Consider the following 12037-nt stretch of genomic DNA (forward strand, 5'->3'; position numbering starts at 1 on the left):
CCGGAGGATCCGTATGACCAACGCCATGTCCCGCCGTACCGTGATGCGTTCCCTCCCCGCCGCCGGAGGCGGCGCCCTCGTCCTCGCCCTCCCCCCCTGCGACCCCACCGGCGCCCCCGGCGCCCGCCGCTTCGGCGCCGAGTGGGAGAACCACCTGCGCACGGTGATGTCCTGGCCCTCCTCCGAGAACATCTGGGGCGAGCAGCTCGCGGAGGTCCGCCGGGACGTCGCCGGCCTGGCCCAGGCGATCGCGGCCCGCGAGCCGGTCGTCCTGATGGCCCGCCCCGACCAGAAGGACGCCGCCCAGAAGGCCTGCGGCGCGGCCGTCGAGGTCGTCCCCGTCACCGTCGACGACCTGTGGGCGCGCGACACCGTGCCGGTGTTCGTCGAGGAGGACGGCAAGGTCAAGGGCGTCGACTTCAACTTCAACGGCTGGGGCCGCAAGCAGCAGCACGCCAACGACGCCAAGGTGGCCCGCGCCGTCCTGGCCAAGTACGGCGTCGAGCGGATCGAGACCCGGCTGGTCGCCGAGGGCGGCTCCTTCGAGACCGACGGCGAGGGCACGCTGCTGGTCACCGAGAGCTCGGTCGTCAACGCCAACCGCAATCCCGGGATGAGCCGCGACCAGGTCGAGGCGGAGCTCAAGAAGGCCCTCGGCGTCACCAAGGTCATCTGGCTGGCCGGCGTCAAGGGCAAGGACATCACCGACGCCCACGTGGACTGCCTGGTCCGCTTCGTCGCGCCGGGTGTCGTCGTGCTCGACAAGGCGTTCCCCGGCACCCCGGCCGATGTCTGGTCCCGCTCCGCCGACCAGGCCCGCTCGGTGCTCGGGAACGCGACGGACGCGCGCGGCCGGAAGCTGGAGGTGGTGGAGCTGCAGCAGCCCGACCCCGACCGGATCACCGGGCGCGGCGACGCCTTCGTCTCCTCCTACATGAACTTCTACATCGGCACCAAGGGCGTCTACCTGCCCAGGTTCGGGGACCAGAAGGCCGACGAGCACGCCCAGCAGGTGATGAGGAAGTACTTCCCCACCCGCGAGATCGTCCCCGTGAAGATCGACGGGATCGCCGGCGGCGGTGGCGGCATCCACTGCGCCACCCACGACATCCCCGCCATCGGCTGACCGGCTGACCTGCCGTCGGCCGACCAGCGGTACCTCCGGGGCCGGGTCCGCCCCACCGGACCCGGCCCCGCCGCATCACACGGCGGGCTGCTGCTGGGTGACGCAGTGGATCCCGCCGCCGCCCGCCCCGAGGCGGTCGATGTTGAGCTGCTCGACGGTGCGGCCCGGGAACAGCCGGGCGAGGGTGGCCCTCGCCGCGCTGTCGGCCCTGGTGTCGCCGAACTGGGCGGAGATCACCGCGTTGTTGCACAGGTAGTAGTTGGCGTAGGAGCCGACGAAGTTCGGGTCGGTGGAGCGGATGAGGTTGTAGTCGGGACCCTGGATCTGGCTGACCGTGTACCGCGATCCCTGGGCGTTGGTGGCGGCCGAGAGGATCCTGTACTGCTGGCGCGCGTCCTCCGACCAGGCGTCGGTGTCGCCCGCCAGCGGCATCTGGACCACACCCGTGGTGCCGCCGAGGTAGCGGGACGTGGCGTCCACGTGGTCGTCGGTGATGTCCTGGCCGGCGATGCCCGCGAACCAGATCACCTTGGAGGCGCCGAAGGCGGCGCACAGCGCGCTCTCGACCTGGGCCTGGGACTTGCCGGGGTTGCGGTTGGAGTTGAGGATGCTGCTCCGGGTGGCCATCAGGGTGCCGGCCCCGTCGGCCTCCACGGCGCCGCCCTCGGCGACCAGCCCGGCGGTGGTGAACGGCAGGCCCAGGTAGGCGGCGACCCGCCCGGCGACCAGCGAGTCGTTGGCGTGGGTCTGGTGGTTGCCCCAGCCGTTGAAGTTGAGGCCGACGGTGTCGAGGCCGCCGGCGCCGTCGGTGCGGAAGACGGGGCCGGTGTCCCGCATCCAGCAGTCGTCCACCGGGATGTCCCCGATCACGGTGACCCCCGAACCGCACATCGACCGGGCCTTGGCGACGCCGGCGGGGTTGGCGCACATGGTCACCGGCTCGTACTTCGCGATCGTCTTCGCGATCAGCGCGATGTCCGACTGGACGCCGGAGAGCTTGTTGCGCCAGATGCCGGTGCTGTCCGGCCAGGCCATCCAGGTGCGGGTGTGGCGCAGGGTGTCGATCGGCACCCGGAAGCCGGCGGCCGCGGCGGCCCGGTCCGCGCCGGTGCCGCGGCGGCCGGTGGCTGCGGCGGCGGCCGGCCCGCCGGTCGCGACGGTGAGCGCGGTGCCGGCGGCGGCCAGGCCCGCGACGGCCAGGAACCGGCGGCGGTCGAGGCTGTCGGCCGTGCTGCCCCCGGTCGCCCGGTCGGCCGTCCCGTCCGTCGTGCCGTCGGTCGCTCTGTCGGATCTGGAGCGGTCGTTCATCACTACCTCCGTGTCAAGATGCCCTGCTCGTCGAGCAGTTGACCGAAAAGGTAGAACTGACCAAGCGCTCGGTCAATACTTTGCGCAGCTTCGGCCCCTCCCCCGGCCCCGGCAGTCGTTACAGTGACCGCCATGGCGACACAGGCGACGGGCGCGGACCCGGCCAGCACCCAGGACACGACCGCCACCACCCAGGACACGACCGCCAGCACCCAGAACGCGGCAGCCAGCACCCAGAACGCGGCAGCCAGCACCCAGGACGCGGCAGCCACCCAGGGCTCGGCGGCCACCCGGGCCGCGACCACCCCCCGGACGGCCGTCCCCGGCCGCGCCCGGACCTCGGCCAAGGGCGAGCAGACCCGGGCCCGGCTGATCGCGGCGGCCCGGATCCTGCTCGCGGGCGGCGAGGCCGGCCGCTTCACCACCCGCAACGTGGCCGCGCTGTCCGGGGTCTCGCACGGGATGTGCCACTACCACTTCGCCGACCGCACCGACCTGATCGTGGCCGTGGTCGCGGACCTCGGGCCCGAGTGGATCACCCCGCTGGAGGAGGCCGTGGCCGGCCCGGGCGGTTACGCCGAGCGGGCCGAACGGGTGCTGACCCTGCTCACCCGCCCCGAGAGCCCCGACCTCGCCCGGCTGCACGCCGCCCTGCACTGGCTCGCCCTCAACGACGAGCGGGTCCGGGTCGCCCTGGAGGCCGAGTACGGGCGGTGGCGGTCCTGCTTCGTCCGGCTGTTCCGGGCCCTCGCGGACGAGCGCGGCGGCGACACCGACCCGGCCCCGCTCGGCGAGGCCTTCGCCGCCGCCGTGGACGGCATCGCCGCGATCGGCTCGCTGGACGGCACGGTGGACTCCGCACCGGTGCTGCGTACCCTGCTGGACTCCCTGGCCTCGACGGTCGGCCCGCACCGCTGAGCCTCCCCACCGTTCACGGACCCGCCCCTCACGGACCCGCCCCGGTCGGCTCGGCGGCGTCGACCCTTTTGCGGTGCTCGACCCGGCTGCCCGAGACGACCGTGACCACCAGGCAGGCCGCGATGATGCCCTCCGCCCAGAAGAAGGCCACATAGTCGATCAGCGAGCCGATCGGCGGCGCGCCGGGCGCCGCGTTGCGCATGCCGATCAGCGCGAACAGGGTCGCCGCCATCCACCCCAGCGAGGGCCACACCATGCCCTGCCGGCCCCGGTAGAGCACCTCCGCCCCGGCCAGGACCGCCAGCGCCAGCGCCCACATCGCCGCGATCATGAACCAGGCCAGGATGAAGGTGCTCCGTGCCCTGGTCACCCGCCCCTCGAACACCGTGCCGTCCGCCCCGTACGGGGTGCCGGCCGGGCGGACGAAGAAGAACGGGTCGGCGTCGCCGAACACCACCCCGACCGGGACGGCGCCGGTGGCGTCGGCGGCCGAGAACAGCACCTCGAAGCGGTAGCGGTCGAAGGGGTAGTCGGTCGGGGTGCCGCCGTAGAGGTTGGCCGACACCGGTTTGGGCGTCGCCGCCTCCCCCGGTTCGGCCCGCAGTTCGGTGCGGGTGGTCGACCGGACGGTGATGTCGACCCGGCGGGAGAAGGTGCCGGACTCCGGGTCCTGGGCCAGGGTGCCGTGCGGGACGGGCACCACGTAGAGCGTCATCTCGCCGCCGGCCGCGTCGATGTCCTGGGAGGTGACGTCGAGTTCGACCCAGTCGCCGGTGGTGGGGAGGGAGAGTTCCCGGGTCTGCTGGCGGGTGTCGCGCTCGTTGAGGTACAGGGCGATCCCGGCCGAGCACAGCACGGCCAGGATCAGCAGGACGAGGAGGAAACGGCGGTCCCGCAGCCGGCGCCCGCTCACGTCGGACCGGTGCCGGGGGCGACGGGCTGCTGCTGGGTGGCGCAGTGGATGCCCCCGCCCCCGGAGGCGATGTGGTTGATGGACACCTGGGAGACCTTCCGGCCGGGGTGGAGGTCGCCGATGATCCCGGCGGCCCGGTCGTCGGCGGCCCGGTCGCCGAAGCGCGGCACGATGACGCCGCCGTTGCAGACGTAGTAGTTGAGGTAGGTGGCGAGGAAGTCCTTGCCGGCGCCGGGGATCAGGTCGAGGTCGGGTTCGGGGAGGTCGACCACCTCGAGGGTGCGGCCCCTGGCGTCCTTCGCCGTGGCGAGGACCTGGAGGGCCTGGTCGGAGGCGGTGGTCCAGCTGTCGGGCGGGGTGTCCGGGCCGGGGCGGTGGACGACGACGGTGCCGGGCTCGGCGAAGCGGGCCAGGGCGTCGATGTGGCAGTCCGTGATGTCCTGCCCGGCGACGCCCTGGAACCACAGCACGGTGCTGACGCCGAGCAGGTCCTTGAAGGCCGCCTCGATCTGGTCGCGGCTCCTGCCGGGGTTGCGGTTGGGGTTGACCCAGGAGCTCTCGGTGGCCATCAGGGTGCCCTCGCCGTCCACCTCGATGCCGCCGCCCTCGCCGGTGATCGGTGCCTGGACGCGCGGGATGCCGTAGTGGTCGAGGAGGTTGCGGGCGACCTGGCTGTCGTTGGCGTGGGTCTGCTTGTTGCCCCAGCCGTTGAAGTTGAGGTCGATCCCGGCGAGCCCCTGCGGGCCGGTGACGAAGGTCGGGCCGGTGTCGCGGGCCCACAGGTCGTCGACCATCAGCTCCAGCACCTCGACCGTGGAGCCACAGGCCTGCCGGGCCTGCTCGGCCTGGTCGGGGCGGGCCAGCAGCACCACCGGCTCGAAGCCGGCGACGGCGCGGGCCAGCCCGGCGATGTCCTCCCGGACGCCGGGCAGTTGGTCGCCCCACACCTCCTCCAGGGCCGGCCAGGCCATGAAGGTGCGGGTGTGCGGGGCCGACTCGGCCGGCATCGCGCGGGCGGCCGCGGCGCTCGGGCTGCCGGAGGCGGACGACGTCTGGGCCGAGGCGGTGCCGGACGCGGACGACGCCTGGGCCGAGGCGGTGCCGGCGGGGCTCGGCGGCTGCTCGTCGCCGCTGTCGGAGGCGCAGCCGCCGGTCAGGGCCAGTGCGGCGAGCGCCGTCCCGGAGCGCAGCAGCGTACGGCGGGACGGCCCGGGGTGAGCCGGGTGGACCGGGTGAGCCATGGGGCCTCGTTCCGGTAGGTGCCTGAGGGGGTACGGTCCCGCACGCTACTGAGAGGCGGGTCAGGATCCGCTGCGGCAGGTACCCGCCATCGGGGTGAATCCCGGGCCCGCCACCGCCGACCCCCGGAACGGGACGGGACCCCGGCCCGGCAGACCCCGAGCGGCTGCCGGGCCGGGGGGCTCACAGGGCGCGGCGCGCGGCGGCGATCCGGTCGGGATCCCAGCCGGGCCGGGGCACGGACTCCAGCAGCAGCCGGGTGTAGGCGTGCTGCGGGTCGTCGAGGACCTCGGCGGTGGGGCCGGCCTCGACGATCCGTCCGTGCCGCATGACCACGACCTGGTCGGTGACGCACCGGACCACGCCGAGGTCGTGGGTGATGAACAGGTAGCCGATGCCGGTCTGTTCGCGGATGTCGGCGAGCAGGTTGAGCACCTGGGCCTGGACCGAGACGTCCAGCGCGGCGACCGCCTCGTCCAGGACCAGGACGGCCGGCTGCACGGCCAGCGCCCGGGCGATGGCGACGCGCTGGCGCTGGCCGCCGGAGAGCTGCCGGGGCAGCGCCTCCGCCGCCCGGGTGCCGAGGCCGACCTGGTCCAGGAGTTCCTTGATCCGGGTCGGGTGGTCGGTGCCGGGGAAGTGCAGCCGCAGGGTCTCCCGCAGAGCGGCGTCGACGCTGGTGCGCGGGTCCAGCGAGAGGTACGGGTCCTGGAAGACCATCTGGACCTCGCGGGCGCGGGCGAGGCGTTCGGCCTTCCCCCGGGCGCCGCCGGTACGGGCCCGGCCCTTCACCAGGACCCGGCCCGCGTCGGCCCGTTCGAGGCCGACGACGATCCGGGCGGTGGTGGTCTTGCCGGAGCCGGACTCGCCGACGATGCCGAGCGAGCCGCCGGCGGGGAGGGTGAAGGAGACCTCGTCCACGGCCCGGACGGCGCCGAAGGTCCGGCACAGACCGGTGACCTCCAGGGCGGCGGCACCCGGCACGGAGCCCGGGACAGCAGTACTCGGGGCTGCCTCAGACATCGGCGGGGCTCCCTTCGAGCGGATGGTGGCAGGCGGCCGGCTGCCCGGGCCGCCCGGGGGCCGGCCGCAGCGCGGGGGCCTCGTCCCGGCACCTGTCGGTCGCGTACCGGCAGCGGGCGGCGAACGCGCAGCCGGTCAACTCCTGTCGCAGGTCCGGCGGCCGGCCGTCGATGGCGGCGAGCCGGCCGGTCGGGCCGTCCAGCCGCGGGGTGGAGGAGAGCAGCGCCGCGGTGTAGGGGTGGCGGGGCTGTTCGAACAGCGCCTCGGCCGGTCCCGACTCGACGATCCGGCCCGCGTACATCACATAGACCCGGTCGCTGATGGCGGCGGCGAGGCCCAGGTCGTGGGTGACGAACAGCAGGCCGGTGCCGAAGCGTTCGCGCAGCCGGTCCAGCAGGGCGATGACCTCGGCCTGGCTGGTCACGTCGAGCGCGGTGGTGGGCTCGTCGGCGAGCAGCAGGACCGGGTCGCCCATCAGGGCGGCGGCGATCATGACGCGTTGGAGCATGCCGCCGGAGAGCTGGCCGGGGTAGCGGCGCATCAGCTCGGGCCCGAGGCCGACGGCGTCGAGGAGTTCGACGGCGCGCCGGTCCGCGTCGGCGGCGCCCATGGTTCCGGTGAGGCGGACGCTCTCGGTGAGGAAGTCGCCGATGCGGCGCAGCGGGTTGACGGCCGCCCGCGGGTCCTGGAACACCATCGCGGCCCGGCCGGTGCGCAGTTCGCGCAGCCGGGCGGCGTCCATGGTGAGGACGTCCCGGCCGTCGACGAGGACCTCGCCGGCGGGGACGGCGCCGGGCGGCAGCAGGCCGAGGGCGGCGCGCGAGGTGAGGGACTTGCCGGAGCCGGACTCGCCGACCAGGGCGACGGTCTCGCCGGGGGCGACGGTGAGGTCGACCCCGTCGAGCACCGGGCGGGCGGTGCCGGGCAGGCGCAGGCGCAGCTCCCGGACGTCGAGGGCGTTCACGTGGTCCTCCGGGCGACCTGGTCGGCCCAGCGCTCGCCGACGACGTTGAAGGCGACGACGGTGAGCACGATGAGGACGCAGGGCAGGATCGCGGAGAGCGGGTAGCCGTGCTGGATCGCGGTCTGGCCGTCGAAGACCATGCGGCCCCAGTCGGGGGTGAGGGCGGGGACGCCGAGTCCGAGGAAGGACAGGCCGGCCAGGTCCATGAGGGCGTATCCGAAGTTGACGGTGGACTGGGCGAGCACGATCGGCGCGATGTTGGGCAGGACGTGCCGCAGGCAGATCTGGAGGGCCGAGTGTCCCTGGACCTGGTAGGCGGAGACGTAGGGCCGCATGCGCTCGGCCAGGACCAGGGAGCGGGTCAGGCGGGAGACGTAGGGCAGGTAGGCGATCGCGAGGGCGACGACGGGGGCCATCAGGCCCTCCCCGTGGACGGCGACGATCAGGATGGCGAGCAGCATGCCGGGGAAGGCGAAGACCAGTTCGGTGCTGCGGGACAGCACGGAGTCGATCCAGCCGCCGCGCCAGCCCGCCAGGAGGCCGACGGCCACGCCGGCGACGGTGGAGAAGACGACCACGCCGAGCGGCCCGAGCAGCGAGGTGCGGGCGCCGATCAGCAGCCGGGCGAGGGTGTCGCGGCCGGCGGCGTCCACGCCGAGCAGGTGGTCGGCGGAGGGGCCGGTGAGGGCGTTGCCGAGGTCGACGGCGTTCGGGTCGTCGGGTGCCAGCCAGGGGGCGAGCAGCGCGGCGAGCACGACCAGGGCGGCGAGGCCCAGGCAGATCCGGTAGAGCGGGGCGCGGGCGGACTTGACCCGGGCGAGGCCGGGCCGCCGGGCGAGGGCGACACTCATGCGTCGGACCTCCTGGAGCCGAGGGTGACCCGGGGGTCGACCAGCGGGTGGAGCAGGTCGACGAGCAGGTTCACCGTCATGAACAGGGCCACGATGATCAGGGAGATGGCCTGGACGGTCGGGAAGTCCTTGGTGGTGGTGGACAGTTCGAGGAGCTGGCCGAGGCCGCCGACGCTGAACGCGGACTCCACCAGGATCGTGCAGACCAGCAGGGTGGAGACGATCAGGCCGCCGGTGGTGAGCACGGTGCCCAGCGAGTTGCGGAACACGTGCCGGCGGATCACCTCGCGCTCGGGCACGCCCCGGCTGCGGGCGACGGTGACGTGCTCGCCCTCCAGGGCGTCCAGCATCGCCGAGCGGGTGACCCGGGCGAGCATGCCGATCAGGTAGAGCGCGAGGGCGATCGCGGGCAGGGTGAGGTGCCAGGCCATGTCGAGCAGGCCCTCCCCCGCGCCGCTGGTGGGGAACCAGCCCAGCCTGACCGCGAACAGGCCCTGGAGCAGCACCGCGGCGACGAAGGAGGGGGTACCGACGGCGAGGGTGGTGGTGACCAGGATCGCGGAGTCGGTCGCGCCGCCGCGGACGGCGCCGATCCAGCCGAGCACCAGGCCGATCACGACCACCACCAGCAGGGCCATGGCCACCAGCAGCAGGGTGGCGGGCAGGCGGTCGGCGAGCAGGCCCGACACGTCGGTGCGGTAGGTGAGGGAGCGTCCGAAGTCGCCCTGCAGCACCTGGCCGAGCCAGCGGAGGTAGCGCACCAGGAAGGGGTCGTCCAGGTGGTACTGCTCGTTGATCGCCTGCAGGGCGGCCGGGGAGGCCGAGCGCCCGGACAGCAGGAAGCTCGCCGGGCTGCCCGGCGCCAGGTACATCGCCCCGAAGACGACGAAGGAGGCGCCGAGCAGGGTGACGGCCATTTCGACCAGCCGTCGGACGGCGAATCGCAGGAAGGTCACCGCGCGGCCCCCACGTCGGCGGCCCACGGGTAGTACAGGTAGGAGATGGTGGTCGGGGCGCCGGTGACCCGCTTGTTCAGGAAGAGGGCGGTGGGCCACTCGGCGACCGGGATCCAGAGCAGCTTCTCGGAGGCGGTCCGCTGGAGCTGCGCCTCGACGGCGCCGCGCTCGGCCGGGTCGTACTCGGCCGAGGCCCGGTCGACCAGTTCGTCGTAGGCCGGGTCGCTGTAGCCGGCGAAGTTCTGGTAGGCGCCGGTGCGGAAGTTGGCGAGCAGGTCGAGCGGGTCGGTGATGGAGTCGTAGTACGTCTCCGGGAACATGTCCAGGCCCTCGCGCGCCTTGGGGTCGGTGAAGAGCGAGGTGAAGGCGTTCGGGGCGATGGTCCGCAGCTGGATGTCGAGGCCGATCCGGGCGCCGGCGGACTGGACGGCGGTGGCGAGCAGCGAGACGTCCTGGCCGATGCTGCTGGTGGCGACGGTGAGCGTCCGGCCACTGGCGCCGGCCTCCTTGACCAGGGCCTTGGCCCGCTCGATGTCCTGCTCGGTGGGGGTGAGGTGGGCGAAGGCCGCGGTGCGGACGTCCTCGGGCAGGCCGGCCCAGGCGGCCCTGGTGGTGAGCGAGCCGGTGACGGTGCCGGCGCCGGCGAGGCCGGTGCGGACGAAACCGGAGCGGTCGAGGGCCAGCGACAGCGCCTGGCGGACCCGGAGGTCGCCGAGCGGGCCGTCCATGCTGGTGACGTTGAGGTTGACGGTGCTGAGGCCCTCGCCGAAGTACAGGGTGCCGGTGCCGCCGTTGCGGAGCCGGTCGTAGCTCTCGGTGGGGATCAGGTAGCCGCCGTCGACCTCGCCGCTGAGCATGGCGTTGGTGCGTGCGGAGGGGTCGGTGAGGAAGCGGAACACGACCTTGCCGGCCTTGGCCCGGTTGCCCCAGTAGCCGTCGAAGCGCTGGAGTTCGATCGACTGGCCCTTGACCCAACTGCCGAGCTTGAACGGGCCGGTGCAGTCGAGGCTCCCGCCGGTGCCGTAGTCCCGGCCGGCGGCCTCCACCCCGGCCTTGGCGGCGACGACGCCGGCGGCGGTGGCCATGTACTGCGGGAACTGGGAGTCGGGCCGCTTGAGCTTGACGGTGACCTGGAGCGGGCCGGTCGCGGTGACGGTGTCGACGTTCTGGAAGGACTGCGCCCAGGCCGCCGCGTTGTCGGGGTTCATCTGCCGGCCGAGGCTGTACACGACGTCCTCGGCGGTCATCACCGAGCCGTCGTGGAAGCGCACGCCGGAGCGCAGGTCGTAGACCCAGGTGGTGGGGTCGGGGTTGGACGCCTTCTCGGCCAGGCCGGGGGCCAGGGTGAGCTGGGGCGTCCAGCGCATCAGGCTCTCGCAGACGTTGGACAGGACGGTGTTCTGCGGGTAGTCGAAGGCCTGGAGGTAGTCCAGGGTGGGCGGCTCGGCGTAGGTGGCCCAGGTGAAGGAGTCGATGTCGCCGGCGGCCGGCGGGCTGGACGGCGACAGCTGGAGGTCGGCCCGGTCGGCGGAACCGCCGCGGGGCGGTCCCGAGCAGGCGGCGACCAGGGCCGCGGCGCCGAGCAGCGCGGTGGCGACGGCGAGCGGGCGACGGGGCCTGGCGCGTCTGGCAGGTGCGGTGGGAGTCATGAGGGTGGTTCTCCGTTCGCTGGCTGGGTCAGACGCGGGCGGCCGGGAGCTGCTGGGTGATGCAGTGGACGCCGCCGCCGCCGAAGGCGATCACCCGGGCCCGCACGCCGACGACCTTGCGGTCGGGGAACGCGGCGGCGAGCACGGCGAGCGCGCCGGCGTCCTCGGGGTGGTCGGCGACGGGGACGACGACACCGCCGTTGGCCAGGTAGAAGTTCAGGTAGCCGACCTCGACCCGGACGTCGTCCACCTCGACGAAGGCGGCCTGGGTGACGTCGACGATCTCGAACGGGCGGCCCTGGGCGTCGGTGGAGTGCTCCAGCACCGTGCGGTTGGCGCGCATCCGCACGTAGTCGGGGTGCGCGGGGTCGGCGGGCAGCTGCACCACGACCTTGCCGGGGGCGGCGAAGGCGCACACGCCGTCCACGTGGCCGTCGGTCTCGGTGTCCAGGGCGCCGCCGTAGGGCAGCCAGATGACCTTGGTGACGCCGAGCCGGGCCTTCAGCTCGGCCTCGATCTCCTCGCGGCCGAGCTCGGGGTTGCGGTTGGGGTGGAGCAGGCACTGCTCGGTGGTGATGAGCGTGCCCTCGCCGTCGACGGTGATCGCGCCGCCTTCGAGGATCATCTCGGAGCGGATCGCCGGCACCTGGAGGTGCTCCAGCAGCAGGCCGCTGATCCGGTCGTCGGCGTCCCAGGGGTGGTGCTTGCGGCCCCAGGCGTTGAAGCGGAAGTCGACGCCGGCCCGGCGGCCCTCCTCGTCCAGGACGAAGATCGGCGCGGAGTCGCGGAACCAGGAGTCGTCCAGGGGGAGTTCGACGACGGTCAGGTCCGGGCCGCACAGGGTGCGGGCCTCGTCGCCGTGGCCGGGCGGGGCCACCATGGTGACGGGCTCGAACTCCGCGATGGCCCGGGCGACGGCCGCGTACTCGCGCTTCGCCTCGTCGAGGTTGTCGCCCCACAGGTCCGGCCGGACCGGCCAGGCCATCAGGCAGCCGTCGTGCTCGGTCCACTCGGCGGGCATGCGGTGGGTCATGGGGATCCTCGTTCTCTTCGGGCCCGGCCGGGTGCTGCCGGGGGGTGGGTACTGCGG

General features: G+C 73.6%; 11 protein-coding genes. 2 read left to right on the forward strand and 9 right to left on the reverse strand.

Features of this window, described 5'->3' with window-relative positions; genetic code table 11:
• The first annotated feature begins 25 nt into the window (after positions 1-25).
• Complete coding sequence (locus tag ADK60_RS15725; protein ID WP_053646613.1) at positions 26-1126, forward strand: agmatine deiminase family protein; 1101 nt, start codon at positions 26-28, stop codon at positions 1124-1126.
• A gap of 75 nt (positions 1127-1201) precedes the next feature.
• Here the strand turns inward: ADK60_RS15725 and ADK60_RS15730 are convergent, their stop codons facing one another.
• Complete coding sequence (locus ADK60_RS15730) at positions 1202-2434, reverse strand: agmatine deiminase family protein (RefSeq protein WP_079008404.1); 1233 nt, start codon at positions 2432-2434, stop codon at positions 1202-1204.
• A 132-nt stretch (positions 2435-2566) separates the two neighbouring features.
• On the opposite strand from ADK60_RS15730, the gene ADK60_RS15735 reads away from it, so the two are divergent.
• Complete coding sequence (locus ADK60_RS15735) at positions 2567-3352, forward strand: TetR/AcrR family transcriptional regulator (protein WP_053646599.1); 786 nt, start codon at positions 2567-2569, stop codon at positions 3350-3352.
• 28 nt (positions 3353-3380) lie between these two features.
• Here ADK60_RS15735 and ADK60_RS15740 read toward each other — a convergent pair whose 3' ends face one another.
• The 8 genes from ADK60_RS15740 to ADK60_RS15780 all read right to left on the reverse strand — a co-directional run bounded on the left by ADK60_RS15740 (position 3381) and on the right by ADK60_RS15780 (position 11980).
• Complete coding sequence (locus ADK60_RS15740) at positions 3381-4265, reverse strand: DUF8686 domain-containing protein (RefSeq protein WP_053646601.1); 885 nt, start codon at positions 4263-4265, stop codon at positions 3381-3383.
• On the reverse strand, positions 4262-5506 hold the full coding sequence (locus ADK60_RS15745) for an agmatine deiminase family protein (RefSeq protein ID WP_079008405.1): 1245 nt from the start codon (positions 5504-5506) through the stop codon (positions 4262-4264). The genes ADK60_RS15740 and ADK60_RS15745 overlap by 4 nt, the downstream gene beginning before the upstream one ends.
• 181 nt (positions 5507-5687) lie before the next feature.
• Positions 5688-6527, reverse strand: coding sequence for an ABC transporter ATP-binding protein (locus tag ADK60_RS15755; protein WP_053646605.1), 840 nt, complete (start codon positions 6525-6527; stop codon positions 5688-5690).
• A complete protein-coding gene (locus ADK60_RS15760) occupies positions 6520-7491 on the reverse strand; it encodes an ABC transporter ATP-binding protein (RefSeq protein ID WP_107094626.1) in 972 nt (323 codons plus the stop codon). The genes ADK60_RS15755 and ADK60_RS15760 overlap by 8 nt, the downstream gene beginning before the upstream one ends.
• Complete coding sequence (locus ADK60_RS15765) at positions 7488-8342, reverse strand: ABC transporter permease (protein ID WP_053646610.1); 855 nt, start codon at positions 8340-8342, stop codon at positions 7488-7490. Before ADK60_RS15765 ends, ADK60_RS15760 begins: the two co-directional genes overlap by 4 nt.
• The gene (locus ADK60_RS15770; RefSeq protein WP_079008408.1) at positions 8339-9298 is read right to left on the reverse strand and encodes an ABC transporter permease; all 960 of its coding nucleotides are present in this window, start codon (positions 9296-9298) and stop codon (positions 8339-8341) included. The genes ADK60_RS15765 and ADK60_RS15770 overlap by 4 nt, the downstream gene beginning before the upstream one ends.
• Positions 9295-10947: an ABC transporter substrate-binding protein gene (locus tag ADK60_RS15775; RefSeq protein ID WP_053646612.1), complete on the reverse strand. Its 1653-nt coding sequence runs from the start codon at positions 10945-10947 to the stop codon at positions 9295-9297. Before ADK60_RS15775 ends, ADK60_RS15770 begins: the two co-directional genes overlap by 4 nt.
• A gap of 28 nt (positions 10948-10975) precedes the next feature.
• Positions 10976-11980 carry an agmatine deiminase family protein gene (locus tag ADK60_RS15780; protein ID WP_079008406.1) on the reverse strand — a complete coding sequence of 335 codons (1005 nt, stop codon included), beginning with the start codon at positions 11978-11980 and terminating at the stop codon, positions 10976-10978.
• Positions 11981-12037 lie beyond the last annotated feature (57 nt).

Origin of the sequence: Streptomyces sp. XY431 (assembly GCF_001279805.1) — a bacterium.
GTDB lineage: Bacteria > Actinomycetota > Actinomycetes > Streptomycetales > Streptomycetaceae > Kitasatospora > Kitasatospora purpeofusca.